Annotated in this window: 18 protein-coding genes; 9 read left to right on the forward strand and 9 right to left on the reverse strand. The window is 68.7% G+C overall.

The window, feature by feature from the left end; translation table 11 throughout:
• Positions 1–402: 402 nt before the first annotated feature.
• Complete coding sequence (gene dnaB, locus OG828_RS25285; RefSeq protein ID WP_328361115.1) at positions 403–1,878, forward strand: replicative DNA helicase; 1,476 nt, start codon at positions 403–405, stop codon at positions 1,876–1,878.
• Positions 1,879–1,948: 70 nt separating this feature from the next.
• Positions 1,949–3,334, forward strand: a complete 1,386-nt coding sequence (locus OG828_RS25290) for a serine hydrolase domain-containing protein (protein ID WP_328502402.1) — start codon at positions 1,949–1,951, stop codon at positions 3,332–3,334.
• 60 nt (positions 3,335–3,394) lie between these two features.
• Here OG828_RS25290 and OG828_RS25295 read toward each other — a convergent pair whose 3' ends face one another.
• Together OG828_RS25295 and OG828_RS25300 are read right to left on the reverse strand one after the other, a co-directional pair.
• On the reverse strand, positions 3,395–3,847 hold the full coding sequence (locus OG828_RS25295; RefSeq protein ID WP_328504938.1) for a GNAT family N-acetyltransferase: 453 nt from the start codon (positions 3,845–3,847) through the stop codon (positions 3,395–3,397).
• A gap of 30 nt (positions 3,848–3,877) precedes the next feature.
• Positions 3,878–4,336 carry a MarR family winged helix-turn-helix transcriptional regulator gene (locus tag OG828_RS25300; RefSeq protein WP_328502403.1) on the reverse strand — a complete coding sequence of 153 codons (459 nt, stop codon included), beginning with the start codon at positions 4,334–4,336 and terminating at the stop codon, positions 3,878–3,880.
• A 142-nt stretch (positions 4,337–4,478) separates the two neighbouring features.
• On the opposite strand from OG828_RS25300, the gene OG828_RS25305 reads away from it, so the two are divergent.
• Complete coding sequence (locus OG828_RS25305) at positions 4,479–5,687, forward strand: MFS transporter (RefSeq protein WP_328502404.1); 1,209 nt, start codon at positions 4,479–4,481, stop codon at positions 5,685–5,687.
• 64 nt (positions 5,688–5,751) lie between these two features.
• Here OG828_RS25305 and OG828_RS25310 read toward each other — a convergent pair whose 3' ends face one another.
• Positions 5,752–6,618: a GNAT family N-acetyltransferase gene (locus OG828_RS25310; protein ID WP_328502405.1), complete on the reverse strand. Its 867-nt coding sequence runs from the start codon at positions 6,616–6,618 to the stop codon at positions 5,752–5,754.
• A gap of 221 nt (positions 6,619–6,839) precedes the next feature.
• Here OG828_RS25310 and OG828_RS25315 point away from each other — a divergent pair, with 221 nt between their 5' ends.
• A complete protein-coding gene (locus tag OG828_RS25315) occupies positions 6,840–7,472 on the forward strand; it encodes an HAD family hydrolase (RefSeq protein ID WP_328439714.1) in 633 nt (210 codons plus the stop codon).
• Positions 7,473–7,868: 396 nt separating this feature from the next.
• On the forward strand, positions 7,869–9,392 hold the full coding sequence (locus OG828_RS25320; protein ID WP_443062432.1) for a globin domain-containing protein: 1,524 nt from the start codon (positions 7,869–7,871) through the stop codon (positions 9,390–9,392).
• 15 nt (positions 9,393–9,407) lie between these two features.
• On the opposite strand, the gene OG828_RS25325 is transcribed toward OG828_RS25320, so the two are convergent.
• The 5 genes from OG828_RS25325 to OG828_RS25345 form a co-directional block, all read right to left on the reverse strand.
• A complete protein-coding gene (locus tag OG828_RS25325; protein WP_328361135.1) occupies positions 9,408–9,890 on the reverse strand; it encodes an NUDIX hydrolase in 483 nt (160 codons plus the stop codon).
• Positions 9,891–9,978: 88 nt separating this feature from the next.
• Positions 9,979–10,884 carry a LysR family transcriptional regulator gene (locus tag OG828_RS25330; protein WP_328439717.1) on the reverse strand — a complete coding sequence of 302 codons (906 nt, stop codon included), beginning with the start codon at positions 10,882–10,884 and terminating at the stop codon, positions 9,979–9,981.
• A 230-nt stretch (positions 10,885–11,114) separates the two neighbouring features.
• On the reverse strand, positions 11,115–12,254 hold the full coding sequence (locus tag OG828_RS25335; RefSeq protein ID WP_328504939.1) for a cystathionine gamma-lyase: 1,140 nt from the start codon (positions 12,252–12,254) through the stop codon (positions 11,115–11,117).
• 11 nt (positions 12,255–12,265) lie between these two features.
• Entirely contained in the window at positions 12,266–12,757 is a 492-nt protein-coding gene (locus OG828_RS25340) for a low molecular weight protein-tyrosine-phosphatase (RefSeq protein ID WP_328439719.1), read from the reverse strand.
• Between the two features lie 7 nt (positions 12,758–12,764).
• Positions 12,765–13,145 carry a phage holin family protein gene (locus OG828_RS25345; protein ID WP_328361144.1) on the reverse strand — a complete coding sequence of 127 codons (381 nt, stop codon included), beginning with the start codon at positions 13,143–13,145 and terminating at the stop codon, positions 12,765–12,767.
• 60 nt (positions 13,146–13,205) lie between these two features.
• Here OG828_RS25345 and OG828_RS25350 point away from each other — a divergent pair, with 60 nt between their 5' ends.
• From OG828_RS25350 to OG828_RS25365, 4 genes are all read left to right on the forward strand, one after another.
• Complete coding sequence (locus tag OG828_RS25350; RefSeq protein WP_095756014.1) at positions 13,206–13,523, forward strand: cupin domain-containing protein; 318 nt, start codon at positions 13,206–13,208, stop codon at positions 13,521–13,523.
• A 179-nt stretch (positions 13,524–13,702) separates the two neighbouring features.
• Positions 13,703–13,915 carry a DUF5326 family protein gene (locus OG828_RS25355; RefSeq protein WP_030189024.1) on the forward strand — a complete coding sequence of 71 codons (213 nt, stop codon included), beginning with the start codon at positions 13,703–13,705 and terminating at the stop codon, positions 13,913–13,915.
• Between the two features lie 199 nt (positions 13,916–14,114).
• Positions 14,115–15,011: an IclR family transcriptional regulator gene (locus OG828_RS25360; RefSeq protein WP_443062433.1), complete on the forward strand. Its 897-nt coding sequence runs from the start codon at positions 14,115–14,117 to the stop codon at positions 15,009–15,011.
• A 98-nt stretch (positions 15,012–15,109) separates the two neighbouring features.
• On the forward strand, positions 15,110–15,547 hold the full coding sequence (locus tag OG828_RS25365) for an SsgA family sporulation/cell division regulator (RefSeq protein WP_210573555.1): 438 nt from the start codon (positions 15,110–15,112) through the stop codon (positions 15,545–15,547).
• 140 nt (positions 15,548–15,687) lie between these two features.
• On the opposite strand, the gene OG828_RS25370 is transcribed toward OG828_RS25365, so the two are convergent.
• The gene (locus OG828_RS25370; protein ID WP_328502407.1) at positions 15,688–17,256 is read right to left on the reverse strand and encodes a YibE/F family protein; all 1,569 of its coding nucleotides are present in this window, start codon (positions 17,254–17,256) and stop codon (positions 15,688–15,690) included.
• Positions 17,257–17,401 lie beyond the last annotated feature (145 nt).

Genomic DNA, 17,401 nt, shown 5'->3' on the forward strand with positions numbered 1-17,401 from the left:
CCGTCTCGGCCCCTGCGTACTCGTACACAGTTTGAAGTGATCTTGGCCCGGCAGGGAAAGTTTTTCTTCTGCACAGCCGGTGGATGGGAAAGGTGCAGGTCAAAGCGGCTTCGGGGGCGGAGGTGGGGGCTTGTTCACAGGCCTGTCCACCGTGTCGTGCACAGGTTTTGGGGAGTTCTCCACAGCATCGGGCCCGTCGTCCACATGGCCTGTGGATAACCAGATTGGCTGACGGTGCCGAGGGGCCTACGGTGGTCCGACGCCTGCCCCGCCCGTCGGCTTGGAAACCATCACAAATCCGACGCGTCAGAACCGGAGTTGGGCCTCTTATTTGTCAGTGCCGTGCCGTAGAAAAGATGGGGCGCGGCGAGGTCCGCTGGGCGGACGGGAGGAGGTGGCTCGGTGAGTATTTCCGAGCCCTTGGACGACCCGTGGGCCGACAGCGGTCCAGGTGATCGTCTCCCCGCGTCTCGCCGACGCGGTGACGGCGGCCGTGGCCGCGACGAACAGCACGATCGCGGCCGGGAGAGCGCATGGGACGGCGGGGGGACGTCCTTCGAGCGTGTGCCGCCGCAGGATCTCGACGCCGAGCAGTCCGTCCTCGGCGGCATGCTTCTGTCCAAGGACGCCATCGCCGACGTCGTCGAAATCCTCAAGGGCCACGACTTCTATAAGCCCGCGCACGAAACGATCTTCCAGGCGATCCTCGACGTCTATGCGAAGGGGGAGCCGGCCGACCCGATCACGATCGCCGCCGAGCTCACCAAGCGCGGCGAGATCAACAAGGTCGGCGGCGCGTCGTATCTCCACGGCCTCGTCCAGACGGTGCCGACGGCGGCGAACGCCGAGTACTACGCCGAGATCGTGCACGAGCGGGCTGTCCTGCGCCGCCTGGTGGAGGCGGGCACCCGTATCACCCAGATGGGATATGCGGCCGACGACGACGTCGACGAGATCGTCAACCGCGCCCAGGCCGAGATCTACGCGGTCACCGAGCAGCGCACCAGCGAGGACTACCTGCCGCTCGGCGACATCATGGAGGGCGCGCTCGACGAGATCGAGGCGATCGGTTCGCGCAGCGGCGAGATGACCGGTGTGCCCACGGGATTCACCGACTTCGACTCGCTGACCAACGGCCTGCACCCGGGGCAGATGGTCGTCATCGCCGCGCGTCCCGCCATGGGTAAGTCCACGCTCGCGCTGGACTTCGCGCGCGCCGCGTCGATCAAGAACAATCTGCCGAGCGTCATCTTCTCCCTGGAAATGGGCCGCAACGAGATCGCGATGCGGCTGCTGTCCGCCGAGGCCCGTGTCGCCCTGCACCACATGCGGTCCGGCACGATGACCGACGAGGACTGGACGCGGCTGGCCCGCAGGATGCCGGACGTCTCGGCCGCCCCGCTCTACATCGACGACTCTCCGAACCTGTCGATGATGGAGATCCGCGCCAAGTGCCGTCGACTGAAGCAGCGCAACGACCTCAAGCTGGTGGTCATCGACTACCTCCAGCTGATGCAGTCCGGCGGCTCCAAGCGAGCCGAGAGCCGTCAGCAGGAGGTCTCGGACATGTCCCGTAACCTCAAGCTGCTGGCCAAGGAGCTGGAGCTCCCGGTCATCGCGCTCTCCCAGCTGAACCGTGGTCCCGAGCAGCGGACCGACAAGAAGCCGATGGTCTCCGACCTGCGTGAGTCCGGCTCCATCGAGCAGGACGCCGACATGGTCATCCTGCTGCATCGCGAGGATGCCTATGAGAAGGAGTCGCCCCGCGCGGGAGAGGCCGATCTGATCGTGGCCAAGCACCGTAACGGCCCGACAGCGACGATCACGGTCGCCTTCCAGGGGCACTACTCCCGTTTCGTGGACATGGCGCAGACCTGATCCGACGCCGACGGGCGGGCACGCGGAAATGCGCTCGACGTGTGCCGTCCCGCCGGATGGACTGGGGAGCATGACGACAACTCAGAATGAGCTTCTTCCCGGCACGCGCCGGGCGCTGCTGCACCGGATCGCAGTTGCCCAGTCCGAAGGGCGTGCGCCGTCGCTGGTCGCCGCAGTGGTACGGGACGGCCGGACGGTGTGGCACGGTGCCCGGACCTCGGTGGACGGGCACGCGCCCGACGAGAACGTGCAGTACAGAATCGGCTCGATCACCAAGACCTTCACGGCCGTTCTCGTGCTGAGGCTGCACGACGAGGGAGTGCTCGACCTCGGTGACCAACTGGAGAAGCATCTGCCGGGTACGGGCGCGGGGGAGGCCACCATCGCCGAACTGCTCGCGCACACCGGCGGGTTGGCCGCCGAGTCGCCCGCGCCGTGGTGGGAGCGGACGCCGGGGACCCTGCGCCCCGAACTCGCCGACGTGCTCGGCAAGCAGCCCTTGGTGCATCCCGTAGGCCGCCGCTTCCACTACTCGAACCCCGGCTACACGATGCTGGGCGCTCTCGTCGAGAAGCTGCGGGGGGCTGCCTGGGAGGACGTACTTCGGCGTGAAGTGCTCGAACCTCTGGGCTTGAACCGTACGAGTGCTCAACCCGAGGCACCGCATGCCGGCGGCTGGGCCGTGCATCCCTGGGCCGATGTGATGCTGCCCGAGCCGACCGAGGGCCTGGGGCGGATGGCTCCGGCGGGCCAACTCTGGTCCACCACTGAGGACTTGGCGCGATTCGCGGTCTTCCTGAACAAGGGGGACAGCCGGGTGCTGAGTGCGGAGACGGTACGGGAGATGCGGACTCCGGCGGCACCCGCTGAGGCCGCCGATGTCGTGGACGGTGTGACCTATGGTCTCGGCATGCAGCTCCAGAGCCGGGACGGTCGGTTGCTCGTGGGGCATTCGGGCTCGCTGCCGGGCTTCCTGGCGAACCTCACCATGAGCGTGGAGGACGACGTCGCGGCGGTGGTGCTGGCCAACTGCACCTCCGGGCCCCTGCTGGGCTCGGTCGGCGCCGACCTCGTACGCATCGTCGCCGACGCTGAGCCGCGCATTCCCGAACCGTGGCGTCCCTTGCCCGAAGTCGACCGGTCCGCACTGCAGCTGACGGGCCAGTGGTACTGGGGGACGCACGCTTTCGCACTGCGGCTCACAGCCGCCGAGGGCGTCTCACTGGAGCCGCTGTCGGGCACCGGCCGTCGTTCTCGCTTCCGGTCGAACGGAGACGGCACCTGGACCGGCCTGGAGGGCTACTACGCCGGAGAGCTTCTACGGGCCGTACGGCGCGTGGACGGGACGGTGGACCATCTGGACCTCGGGTCGTTCGTGTTCACGCGTCAGCCGTACGACGAGGGGGCTTCTGTGCCGGGTGGCGTCGATCGGGAAGGCTGGCGGGGCCTTCGGTAACCACCGGTTCGGTGCGTACGACAGGTGAGGGGCCTGTTTCACGTGAAACAGGCCCCTCCGTCACAGCGTGAGCTTGAAGCCCACATGCGAGGCCTCGAAGCCGAGCCGCTCATAGAAGCGGTGCGCGTCGGTCCGGGACGCGTCGGAGGTCAACTGCGCCAACTGGCAGTCCTGGCGCCGGGATTCGTCGACTGCCCACTGGATGAGCTGAGTGCCGAGGCCGCTGCCGCGCTCGTCCGCGTGGATGCGTACGGCCTCGATGATCGAGCGGGTCGCTCCCTTGCGGGACAGCCCGGGGATGATCGTGAGCTGCAGGGTCCCGACGATCCGGCTCTCCCTTACGGCCACGACCACGTGCTGGTTCGGATCAGCGCTGAGGCGTTCGAGAGCCGTCAGATAAGGGGTCAGGTCGTCCGGGGACTCGCGCTGGGCGCCCAAGGGGTCGTCGGCGAGCATGGCCACGATCGCCGGGACGTCGTCCTTGGTGGCAGGGCGTATGTCGAGGTCTCCCATGCCCGTTTCAAGATCTCCCATGTCCGCAGCCTACGCGGGCACGTTCAGCGACTCCACGACCCGTACCAGCGGAGCCAGCTCGGGGTTTCTGGCTGCCTCGTCGAGGGCTTCGCGCAGGGCGGCGTCGTTGGTCGGCCGCGCCTCCGCGAGGAGCTTGAGCCCCGCCTCGGTGACGTTGGTGTAGATGCCGCGGCGGTCGGTGGGGCAGAGGTAGCGGGTGAGCAGACCGCGGTCCTCGAGCCGTGTGACCAGCCGCGTGGTGGCGCTCTGGCTGAGGACGACGGCGTCGGCGACCTGCTTCATCTGCAGATGGCCTCCGTCTCCGTCGTGCTGGCGGCTGAGAACGTCGAGCAGGGAGTACTCGCGCACGCTCAGGTCGTGCTTGGCCTGCAGGGCCCGCTCGACGTGGGCCTCGATTCTCCCGTGCAACAGGGAGAGCGCGCACCAGCCCTGGGCAAGGGCGGTGAGCGCGGGGTCCGTCGCTGTCATTGGCGTGTTCCTCCGTCCCGGAGCGGCTGACACCAGGATAGACCAGGTTCGCAATAGCCTGCGGTTGCAAGTATCAGGCGTATGCAATTATTGTGGGCGTGCGCAAAGCGCTCCTGCAATCGTCTGGAAGGTGTACCACCCCATGCCTCTCGCGCTTCTGGCCCTCGCGATCGGGGCCTTCGGGATCGGAACGACCGAGTTCGTGATCATGGGCTTGCTGCCCGAGGTCGCCGCAGACTTCGGCGTCTCGATCCCCACGGCCGGCTTCCTGGTGACGGGCTACGCGCTCGGCGTCATGTTCGGCGCACCGCTGATGACCGTGCTCGGCACCAAGATCTCCCGCAAGCGGATGCTGATGCTGCTGATGGGCCTGTTCATCGCCGGCAACCTGCTCTCCGCCCTCGCCCCGGCCTTCGGCGTCATGCTGGCCGGACGGGTGATCGCCTCGCTCGCCCACGGCGCCTTCTTCGGCATCGGTTCGGTCGTCGCGGCCGACCTGGTCGCTCCGGACAGGAAGGCCGGAGCCATCGCGATGATGTTCACCGGGCTCACGGTCGCCAATGTCGTCGGCGTTCCGCTGGGCACGCTGGTCGGACAGTCCGTCGGCTGGCGTGTCACCTTCGGCATCGTCGCCGCTCTCGGCGTCGTCGGCCTGGCCGGCATCGCCAAGCTCGTCCCCGACCTGCCCAAGCCCGAAGGCGTGCACCTGCGCCATGAACTGGCCGCCTTCAAGAACGCCCAGGTCCTGCTCGCCATGGCGATGACCGTCCTCGGCTTCGGCGGCGTCTTCGCGGCCATCACCTACATCGCGCCGATGATGACCCACGTCGCCGGCTTCGCCGACGGCTCTGTCACCTGGCTGCTGGTCCTCTTCGGCCTCGGCATGGTGGGCGGCAACCTCATCGGCGGCAGGTACGCGGACCGAGCCCTGATGCCCATGCTGTACGTCTCACTGGGCGCCCTGGCGGTTGTCCTCGCGCTGTTCACGCTCACCGCGCACAACAAGGTCCTCGCGGCTGTCACGATCGCCCTCATCGGTGCCCTGGGCTTCGCCACCGTCCCGCCCCTGCAGAAGCGTGTCCTCGACCAGGCGCACGGCGCCCCGACCCTGGCCTCGGCCGTGAACATCGGTGCCTTCAACCTCGGCAACGCGCTGTCCGCCTGGCTCGGCGGCCTCGTCATCGCGGGCGGTCTCGGCTACACCGCGCCCAACTGGGTGGGCGCCATCCTGGCTGCGGCGGCGCTGGTCCTGGCAGTCCTTTCAGCCGCTCTGGAGCGCCGCGAGAGCGCACCCAGTGCCGTTGTGGCCGGTGCGGTGCCCGCCGAGCGGCAGAGCGCCGTACACAACTGATCTGCCCCAAGGCCGCGCCGGTCCCTGCCATCCGCGGGGGCCGGTCTCGGCATGTCGGAGGGTCTCAGCCGGCGGCCACCGTGAGCGGGGCGAACCGCCGGGCCCAGTCGCCGGGCAGTTCCGAGATGCCGTGCGTCATGACCGCGTTGAAGGAGATGGAGGCCAGACCCCGCTCCTTCGCCCACGTGAGCAGCTCCTCATGGCGCACATCGATGTCCGTGCGCAGCGGGCGGTCCGTATGGGCGGCCAGAGAGGCGATGAGTGCCTTGGCGGTCTCCGTGTCCTGGGCGATCAGCGGGCCCACGACATGTGTGTCCATGTTGGGCCAGGCGGCCGCGTATCCGACGATCCGGCCGTGCTCCTCGGCCACACGCAGCCGATCGGCGAAGGCAGGCAGCCGGGTGATGATGTGTGTGCGATCGGCGCCGAACACCTCCTCGTCGAGCCGGACAATCGCCGTGAGGTCCTCGGCGGTGGCGGCGCGGGTGGTGACCTCGGGCGTGCGACCGCCGGGCGTGAAGTGCCCACGCAGCATCTCGGCCCGGCCGGTGACCTTGAAGCCGATTTCCTCGTACAGCGGGCGGCCGTTCGGCGTGGCGTGCAGTGTCAGCGGCGTGGTGCCCAGTTCGGACACGACATGCCGCATCAACCGGCGGCCGATGCCCTGGCGGGCGTACCGCTCGGCGACCAGGACCATGCCGATGGCGCCGAGGTCGGGACGCTCCCGGGGACCGTACTCGGTGACGACACAGGCGCAGACGAGTCCTCCGTCGGGGTCGTCGATGCCGTAGCCCTTTCCGGCTGTGAGGAGGAAGCTCCACTTGTGCTCCTCGCGTGGCCACCCCCGGTCCTCGGACAAGTCGGCGCAGGCGGTGAGATCGCTGGGCGTCAGACGGCGGATGGGCAGAGCGGTGAGGAAAGGAGTCGGCACGCAGGTCAGGCTGTCCGACGGATACCCTCTGCGTCCACCTGTTTCCGGGGAGTTGTACGACCTTTTGGCCATGTCATAGCGACGTGCACAGCGCCTCCATGTGTGGCCGGATGTTTCACGTGAAACATGGGCGAACGGCGGGCATCGGACGCTCGGACTCGCCTCGTCCGGACTGTACTCGCGCAGAGTTCCGCATACGCCTCCCGTTAGCCTCAAGGCCCATGGCGAGACTTCATCTCTTCGACCTCGACGGCACATTGCTGCACGGCACCTCCGCTCCTATGGAGATCTCACGGCAGCTCGGACTCGAGGCCGAGACGGTGCTGCTGGAGCAGGCGATTTCGGCGGGGCGCATCGGGCCGCCGGAGTATGCGACGAGAGTGCACGGGTTGTGGGCGGATCTCACCGAGGCGCATGTGTCCGCCGCCTTCGAGGGTGCACCGTGGCTGACGCGCATCCGTGACGTCTGGGCGGAGATCACGGCGCGGGGCGACTACTGCGCCGTCGTCTCGCTCTCGCCGTCGTTCTTCGTCGAACGCCTCACCGCCTGGGGCGCCCACGCGGCATATGGATCCCGCTTTCCCGCCCTCCCGTTCACCGAGCCCGTGGACCCTGCCGGAGTGCTCAGTGCCGCAGCCAAGGTCGAGATCGCGGACATGCTGTGCGAGACGTTCGGAGTGACCCGCGGCGACTGCATCGCCTATGGCGACTCATCGTCGGACACGGCTCTGTTCGGCGTGGTGCCGGTCTCCGTCGCGGTCAACGCGGACCATGTCCTCTCCGGTCTCGCGACGCATTCCTACAAGGGCAGAGATCTGTGGGAAGCCTATGAATTGGTGCGTCACGCCCGGTAATTGAGGGAATTGCTGGTTCGCCCTCTCGCCCTATTCGTGGGGGAGCGAGGGGGGACTTGTGATCGGGGCGGCGGCCGGTATGGTCGACTCCGGTTCGCTTCCGGGGCGGGGCACACAGCTCTTGGTCCGGGCCGAGAGCAGGGCAATGCAGCCTAACGGGACGGAGAGATCGAAGACCCGCATTCCGGGTTATACGGCTGAGGCTTCCACGCGGGGTGGGATGCTGCGGTCACAGCACTGCGGCCAATGTCACACTCTCGCCTTACTTGTCCGTACGCAGCACGAATGCGGGTTGAATGTGGCCGCATTGGCCGCGGCGCCGAACGGGACAGCACAACCGTCTGCGGGGGAAAGCAGGCACCTTCCGACTGGGGAAGTGCGCAGACCGACCGAAAGATGTTCGAGGCGAGGCACACGATGGACGCTCCGACCACCACGTCGGCCGACAATGGCACTTCCGGCGGCGGTGGCGGCTGGTTCACGCCGCGCAAGCCGCCGGCGACTCCGGGCGGCGAGCAGGACGCGGCGGAGGGCAGCCGCCTGGCCGGAATGCGGCCGATGGGCAGATCCGCCTCCGTCACAGCCCCGGAGAACACGCCGGAGACGGCCACCGAGGAGCCGTCTGCGCCCGCCCCCGCACGCGCTGCCACGCCACCCCCTGACGTCGAGGCAGGTCCCGCAGCACCGCCGTCCTCCCCGGCAGGCGGCCCGGCTGCTCCCCCGCCGCCGCAAGCCGTCACGGCAGATCCTCCGCCCTCCGAGCAGCGCGTGCCCGTCCAGCGTTCGGAGCCGCCCGAGGACGCCGCCTCCCCGGACGCCGTTCTCGTCCGCCGGACCATGGCCGAGGTCGGCCCGGTAGCCGACAAGGTCACCTCGTACTTCTACGCGCTGCTCTTCGTCCGCCATCCCGACCTGCGGTCGCTGTTCCCGGCCGCGATGGACACCCAGCGGGACCGGCTGCTCAAGGCGCTGCTCACCGCGGCCGAGCACATCGACAACACCCCGGTCCTCGTCGAGTATCTGCAGAACCTCGGACGCGGCCACCGCAAGTACGGCACTCGCCCCGAGCACTACCCGGCCGTCGGCGAGTGCCTCATCGGCGCCCTGAGCCGATACGCCGAGCCCATCTGGGACGCGGAGACGGAGGCGGCCTGGGTCCGGACGTACACGACGATCTCGCAGGTGATGATCGACGCGGCGGCCGCGGACGAACTGCGCGCCCCGGCCTGGTGGTACGCGGAGGTCGTGTCGCACGATCTGAGGACGCCGGACGTCGCGGTGGTCACCGTCCGCCCGGACCAGCCCTATCCGTTCCTCGCCGGTCAGTACGCGAGCCTGGAGACGCCGTGGTGGCCGCGAATATGGCGGCACTACTCCTTCGCGTCGGCGCCCCGCTCCGACGGCCTGCTGTCGTTCCATGTGAAGGCTGTCCCCGCCGGCTGGGTCTCCAACGCTCTGGTGCACCGTGCCCGGCCCGGCGACATCATCCGGCTCGGCCCGCCCGCCGGTTCGATGACGGTGGACCACACGACGGACAGCGGGCTGCTCTGTCTGGGCGGCGGCACCGGAATAGCGCCCATCAAGGCCCTCGTCGAGGACGTCGCCGAGCACGGCGAGCGGCGACCGGTCGAGGTGTTCTACGGCGCCCGCACCGATCACGACCTGTATGACATCGACACGATGCTCAGACTCCAGCAGTCCCACCCCTGGCTCTCGGTCCGCGCGATCGTCGACCAGAAGGCGCATCTCCAGCTCCCTGACGCCGTACGCGAGTACGGGCCTTGGACCGAGTACGACGCCTATCTCTCGGGCCCGCCCGGAATGATCCGCAGCGGCGTGGACGCCCTGAGGGACGTCGGCATCCCGTCGGAGCGCATACGGCATGACTCGGTGGAGGAGCTCGTCGCCGCCGGCGACTGATGCCCCCACGCGATATCAGCCCAGGTCCGGGGCGTGCATCGCGCGTACGCCCTCGATGTTCCCGTCCAGGTAGTGCCGCAGTGACAACGGGACGAGGTGCACGGAGGCGATGCCGACGCGGGTGAACGGCACGCGGACGATCTCGTACTCGCCCTCTGGCTCGTCCACCTCGGGTCCGTGCCGCAGGGCCGGGTCCATGGACCCCAGACGGCAGACGAAGAAGTGCTGCACCTTCACTCCGGTCGCGCCGCCGTCCTCGCCGATGTGCTCCACGGTGTCCACGAAGCAGGGCACCACATCGATGATCTTGGCCCCGAGTTCCTCGTAGACCTCGCGGTGCAAGGCTTCGACGACGGTCGTGTCCTCCGGTTCCACCCCACCACCGGGCGTGATCCAGTAGGGATCGACGCCCGGCTTGGTGCGCTTGATGAGGATCAGGTCGTCACCGTCCAGGAGAACGGCTCGGGCGGTGCGCTTGACCACGGGTCGGACGGTCATGGGAGAAATGTGGCCCGCCATGTTCCACGTGAAACATCGCGGCATGTCACCGCATGGGCTCGGGGCGTGATGCCTGGTGGTCGGAGCCTCAACACCAGTCCGCGGCGGCCTGGTGCAGCCACTCATGGGCCCGGGCGATGTGCGGCATCGCCAGCGTGCCGGTCCGCACCACCAGGAAGTACGTCCGCAGCGGCGGGACCGCGGGCTCGTGCAGGGCCACGACCTCCCCGCGCTCCAGCGCGAGCGCACAGAGATAGCGAGGCAGCACCGCGAGCCCGGCGCCCGCGGACGCGCAGGCGAGCACCGCGCGCAGATCGGGAACGATGACGGCGCCGGAGGCCGCCGGGCGGGAGTCGAAGACGGAGGCCCAATAGCGGGAGACGAAGGGCAGTGACTCGTGCACCTCGACGACGGGAAGGTTCTCCAGGACGGGCGCCCCCATGTGGCGCAGCTTCCCGGAGTCGATCTGCTCGGCCCAGCGCGGGGCGGCGACCAGGACGTGCTCTTCGTCGCAGAGCGCAGTCGCCGTGAGGAGAGCACCGCGTGGACGTGCCGTACTGATGGCCAGATCGTGATGCCCGGCGGCGAGCCCTTCCAAGGTTTCCTCGGCGTTCCCGAAGGAGGCGCGCAGCGCGAAGCCCTGGCCGTCCTCGCCGGTCAGTTCGGTGAGCACGGGCAGCGCTCGCTCGGCGGTGAACTCGGGGGGTCCGGCGAGATGCAGGGTGCGTAGGGAGGACTCGTCGTCGATCCCTGTCTCGGCGATCTCGACCAGCGCGTCGAGATGCGGCGCGGCCTTGTGCGCAAGCTCGTCGCCGATGGTCGTAGGTGTCACACCGCGCGCCTGTCGCAGGAACAGGGGGCGGCCCAGCTGCCGCTCCAAGGTGCGGATCTGGGAGGTGACGGCCGGCTGCGACAGTCCGAGCAGCGCGGCGGCGCGGGTGAAGGAGCCGGCCCTGTGCACGGTCACAAAGGTGCGCAGCAAGGCCAGATCCATGGCGCACCCTCCCCTTCTCTGCTTCTCCCTGCTGACCCCCCGGTCGCGCCCAACTATAAATAAGTCGATAGGTCGCTGTCGCTACTGTGATTGGACACTGACACAGAGTCAACTAGCCTTGTTCGCGCGGTTCTTCGCGCGCGGAACCGAGGACGGTCCGAGCCACGAGGGGGGAGGCTCGGACCGTCCGTCGTACGTATCCGGACCCCGTCCGGGCCGGTGAGAAGCGGTCAGCCCGCCGACTCGTCGAGCGCGCGCAGCACATCGGCCACCAGATCCTCGGGATCCTCCGCGCCGACGGAGAGGCGGATGAAGCCCTCCGGCACCGCATCCCCACCCCAGCGTCCCCGGCGCTCGGCCGTGGAGCGCACCCCGCCGAAACTCGTCGCATCGTCGACGAGCTGCAGGACGTCGAGAAAACGGTCGGCACGCGCGCGCGTGGGCAGCGTGAAGGAGACGACGCACCCGTAGCGATGCATCTGCTGTGAGGCGATCTTGTACGAGGGGTCGCTCACCAGTCCCGGGTAGCGCACCCCGAGCTCTTCGGGCCAGTCGCGCAGCGCTTCGGCGACCGCGAGGGCGGTGGCGTTCTGCCGGTCCACCCGCAGCTGGAGCGTCGCGACGGAACGGTGCGCGAGCCAGGCCTCCATGGGCCCCGGGATCGCCCCGACGATCTTGCGCCAGCGGCGTACGGCCGCCATGGCCTCGGCGTCGCGGCCGACGACGTAGCCCAGGAGGACGTCTCCGTGCCCGGTGAGCTGCTTGGTGCCGCTGGCCACGCAGAAATCGGCGCCCAGCTCCAGCGGACGCTGCCCGAGCGGCGTCGCGAGCGTGTTGTCGACGGCGACGAGGGCCCCACGCGCGTGTGCCGCCTCGGCGAGCCGCCGGATGTCGCACACGTCCAGCCCGGGGTTCGACGGGGTCTCGATCCACAGCAGCCTGGCGCCGTCGAGGACGTCCAGTTGGGCGTCGCCTCCGGTGGGAGCGGTGCGCACCTCGATGCCGTACGACTCCAGCTGCGTGCGCAGCAGCGGCAGCGCCTGGTAGCCGTCACTGGGCAGGACGACCGTGTCGCCGGAGCGCAGCTGGGAGAAGACGACGGAGGAGACGGCGGCCATGCCGGAGGCGAAGACCAGCGTCTCGATGCCGTCCTGCCCGGGAGCCTCCAGCTCGCCGATCGCGCGCTCCAGATGCGTCCAGGTCGGGTTCTCGTCGCGTCCGTAGGTGTACGAGCCCGTCGGGTCACCCGGCAGGTGGTAGTGCGCGGCGAACACCGGACCGGGCAGCGTCGGCTCGTACTTGACCGGCTCAGGGAGGCCGGCCCGCACCGCGCGCGTGCCCTCGCCGGTGCCCGGACCGCCCTTGCCCATTGCGGAATCGTTCACGCTGCCTCCCCCTCCACCTGCGCGCGGACCGCGGCGAGCAGCCCTGCGCTCGCTGCCTCCACCATCTCAAGACACTCCTCGAAGCCGTCCATCCCCCCGTAGTACGGGTCCGGGACGTCGACGTCGTGGCCCGCGGCGGGGTCGTACGAGCGCAACAGCCGCACCTTCTCCGCGTCCTGCTCGGTGGGCGCGAGGCGGCGTAGGGCCTTGAGGTGGCCGGTGTCGAGGGCGATGACGAGGTCGAGGTGGGAGAACCAGGTCGCCTGGAACTGGCGGGCCGTGTGCTCGCTGTCGTAGCCGTGCTCCGCGAGGACGGCGACGGTGCGCGGGTCGGCTCCGTCGCCCTCGTGCCAGCCGCCCGTGCCGGCGCTGTCCACCTCGACGAGTTCGTCCAGCCCAGCCTCTGCCACGCGCGCGTGGAAGACGGACTCGGCCATCGGGGAGCGGCAGATGTTGCCGGTGCAGACGAAGCAGACGCGGTAGGGCATGTCGTCCTCAGTCCTTGCCGTCGGGCAGGGCCATGTGAAGTGCCCAGGACACGATCGAGATGATCAGGCCGCCCAGGACCGCTGTCCAGAAGCCCTCGACGTGGAAGCTCAGGTCTAGCTTGTCGGCGAGCCATGAGGTGAGCAGCAGCATCAACGCGTTGACGACCAGGGTGAACAGGCCGAGCGTCAGGATGAGCAGCGGCAGGCTGAACAGCGTCACAATGGGCTTGACCAGGAAGTTCACCAGGCCGAAGACCAGGGCGACGAGGATGAGCGTCCAGATCTTCTTGCCCGTGCTGTCCCCGGTCAGGGTGATCTTGTCGAGCAGCCATACGGCGACCGCCAGGGCGCCCGCGTTGGCGATCGTCTTGACTACGAAATTCTTCATGTGTCTGATCGTGGCAGACGAGATCGGTTACCAGCAGTGGGACAAGGGCGGACGAGGGCGATGAAGGCATTCCGGCTGGATGAACTGGAGGCGGAGCGCGCCGCCAATGAGGGCGCCTACCTGCAGTTTCTGCGCGAGCGGAACATGTCGGTCGGCCTGTACGCGCTCGACGCGGGCGAGCATGATCCACAGAAGCCGCACAACCAGGACGAGGTCTACTTCATTGTGAGCGGCCGTGCCGCGATCACCGTCGGCCTGGAGACCACGCAGGTGGCGCGTGGCAGCGTGGTGTACGTGCCGGCCGGCGTCGCCCACAAGTTCCACCACATCAGCGAGGACCTGCGGGTGCTGGTGGTGTTCTCTCCGCCCGAGAGCTGACCTGGCACCCCGGGATTCCCTAGGGGATCGATCAGGGGAGGACAAGGGCTGCGAGGCCCCCGCTGCGCCCCCTCGCGGCCCTAGCATCGAGTGCAGGACATCAGAAGGATCCGGTACCGACAGGACCGGACATCGACGGACCCGGCACAGCGGCGGGCGAAGCAGTAAGGACAAGGGCGATGCGAGAGATCTTCACGGGGCTGCCGTGGTGGGTGAAGTGGATCGCGGTGCCTGTCATCGCCCTGGTCGTGTTCGGCGGGCTGATAGCCAGCGTCGTCGGCTTCGTCATCGGGCTGCTGTTCAAGCTGCTGGTCTTCGTGGCACTGGTCGGTGGACTCATCTACGTCGTACGCAAGTTCACCTCGAGCTCGTCCTCACGCAGCGACTGGTGAGCACGGTGGGAGCCGGTGAGCGGTAACAGGAATCACCGGTTCCCTCGGGCGAGGGAAGTTTTCCGGACGGGCCGACTGTGAGCGGTGGCAGACGGTTAAAGTCCGGAATTCGACGCGGGGCGTACGAACCCCGCGAGCGGCGCACACCCCCTCCCGTGTTCCCCCCGCACGGGCTGCCCCCTCGCATCGGGAGTAACCCTTGGCCACGGCTGACACCGCACCGGCAGACCCCCACGCACCTCCCACAGCCGTCCTGACCCCGGGCACCCGCATCAGACCCCCGGAACAGCCCGGCCCCCGGGAGCGACAGCCCCGGCAGCAGACAGCGGCTCCTGAGGAGCAGCCGCACTCCGCGACGCTCATCGGATCCGTTCAGCGCGCCATGCGCCTCCTCGAATCGGTCGCCGAGCATCCGCACGGCGCCCCCGCCAAGCAGCTGGCCCGCGAGACCGGCCTGGCGCTGCCCACGGCCTACCACCTGCTGCGCACCCTCGTGCACGAGGGCTATCTGCGCCGCGACAAAGGGTTGTTCTTCCTCGGGGAGGCCGCTGAGCGGCTGAGCAGCAGCGGGGCCCGGCAGAAACGTCGCAGCACGGTCGTCGAGACACTCGCGACCTGGCGCGACGCCATCGGCGTACCCGTGTACTACGCGATGTACCAGGACGGCGAGATCGAAGTCATGTGTGTCTCCGACACCCCGGGCAATCCGGCGGTCGAGGAGTGGGCCGACTTCCGCGAGACCGGGCATGCGCACGCCATCGGGCAGTGCCTGCTGTCCCAACTCGACGAGGGCGCCCGCCGCGACCATCTCGATCGCTATCCCGTGCAGCCCATCACCCCGTACACCGTGCGGGACGACCACACGCTGCTGCGGCGGCTGGAACGCACGCGGCGGACGCAGCCGGTGACGGAGCGGCAGGAGTACGCGCTGGGGACCGTGTGTGCGGCGATTCCGATCACCGTGGGCACCACGGCCGCGACGATGGCCATCTCGCTGCCCTCCCATCAAGCCGATCGGCTGCTGCCCGCGGTGCGGCAGTTGCAGGGTGAGATCGGGCGGCTCCTGGGCTCGCTGGCGATCTCTATCAGCATCTGAAAACTCACTCCTTGTGATCTGTCGTGTACGTTCAGCAAGATGCCTTCAGTGCCGGGGGGCCATTCCCGGCCGGACGATGGCAAATGACGGGACAGGCGATGCGCGAGTCCGTACAGGCAGAGGTCATGATGAGCTTTCTCGTGTCCGAGGAGCTCTCCTTCCGTATCCCGGTGGAGTTGCGCTACGAGACCGATGATCCCTATGCCGTGCGGCTGACGTTCCATCTGCCCGGCGACGCCCCCGTGACCTGGGCGTTCGGGCGGGAGCTGCTGATCGACGGGGTGGGTCGGCCGTGCGGAGAGGGGGACGTTCGTGTCTCACCCGCCGAACACGACACGCTCGGCGACGTCCTGATCCGGCTTCAGGTCGGGGGCGATCAGGCCGTGTTCCGTTCTTCAGCGGCACCGCTCGTGGCCTTTCTCGACCGCACCGACAAGCTGGTGCCGCTGGGCCAGGAGGGCGCCCTCGCCGACTTCGACGCCCACCTCGACGAGGCGCTGGACCGCATCCTGGCGGAGGAGCAGAGCGCGGGGTGAAGGGTGCGGGGGGCGGCGGTGATGCAACGGTTCGCCGGGGCTGGGCAGCCTTGCAGGAACGCTTTTGCGAGGCGGGCCGAAGCGAGCGATTGCGGGTTCGGATGTCGCCAGTGGTGAGCGGCTCCCAGTGGCCGCTCCCCTCACCGCTTGCGGCGTCGCCCCTTCCCGCCTCGTGCCGGAGCCGCGACAGTCGCGCCGGACGGAGCGGCCTGCTCTTCTCCCTGGCGGTCAGCCGAGACCATCAGCGCCGCGAGCGCCGTGGTGACCGGCACCGACGCGACCAGGCCGATCGAGCCCACCAGCGTGCGTACGATCTCCTCCGCGACCAACTCGCTGTTGGCGACGGTGCCGACGCTGCTCTGCGCGATCGAGAAGAGCAGCAGCAGCGGCAGCGCGGCGCCCGCATAGGCGAGAACGAGCGTGTTGACCACCGATGCGATGTGGTCGCGGCCGATGCGGATGCCCGCGCGGTACAGCCCGCGCCAGCCCATCGTCGGGTTGGCCTCGTGCAGCTCCCAGACCGCTGACGTCTGCGTGACCGTCACGTCGTCGAGCACACCGAGTGAACCGATGATGATGCCGGCGAGCAGGAGACCACTCATGTCGATCGACGGATAGAGGCCGTGGATCAGACCGGTGTTGTCATCCGTGTTGCCGGTGAGCGCGGCCCAGTCGATGAACAGTGAGCCCAGGATGCCGATCAGCAACAGCGAGATGAGGGTGCCGAGCACCGCCACCGAGGTTCTCGCGGACAGGCCGTGGCACAGGTACAGGGCGACCAGCATGATGGCGCTCGACCCGATCACCGCCACGACCAGTGGGTTCGAGCCCTGCAGGATGGCGGGCAGGATGAAGAAGTTCAGCACCAGGAAGCTGATGGCCAGCGCGACCAGTGCCATGACACCCCGCAACCGTCCGACGACCACGACGGCGAGGGCGAAGATCCCGGCAAGGACCATCATCGGAAGACGACGGTTCACATCGGTGACCGAGTACTGCAAGTCCTTGGGTGCGGAAGGCTCGTAGGCGACGACGACCTTCTGGCCCTCGTCCAGCTGCCGCGACTGGTCCGGCTGCACGATCTCGGTGAACGTACGGCCCTTGTCCTTGCCCGTGTCGACCCGGATCGTCGCCTTCTTGCAGGTGCCGTTCGCCTGCTGCTGCGCCGAGGAACCCTCCGCGGTGGAGGTGTCACCGGTGGGGGTCTCACCCGAGGCGTTGACGTCCTTGCAGCTGACCTCGACCACCTTGGTGACCGTGGCCTGTTGGGTCTGCCGGTCGAAGCCGACCCCGGTGCGCTCGTGCGGCGGCGCTCCGCCGGGCCACAGCACTGCGAGGCCTACGACCACGGCCGCGGCGAACGGGATGAGGATCGCCGCGATGATCTTGCGCAGATGCTGGGAGACGGGCGCCGCGGGACCGTGACTGTGCGAGTGGCCATGCTCGCCACCGCCGCCGCCCCCGGGTCCGTGTCCGCCCCCGCCGCCGTGACCGTGGCCGCCACCGGCACCCGAACTCTGGTCGGGTCCGGCGGCGGAGGCGGGCCCGTGCTCATGCCAGTCGCCCGATCTGGTGCCGGCTCCAGTCTCGCGACCGCCGCCGGAAACAGGTCCGCTTCCACGGCTGTTGCCGTTCGCGGGGCCGCCTCCGGAGCCGGGGCCGCGAGGCGGCTCGGGCGGTGGGTACGGGGACTGATGTGTCGTGGTCACCGCCCGATCATCGCAAGAACGGCCGGGGCCCACTGTTCAGCGCGCCCGAATTGACGCTAGCGTGTAGGCACCTTTGTACACGCGGGAGCTCGGAGCACCGGGCTGAGAGGGCGCTGACCTCCGTCTTCGCAATGTTTCACGTGGA

Origin of the sequence: Streptomyces sp. NBC_00457, from assembly GCF_036014015.1 — a bacterium.
Classification (GTDB): domain Bacteria; phylum Actinomycetota; class Actinomycetes; order Streptomycetales; family Streptomycetaceae; genus Streptomyces.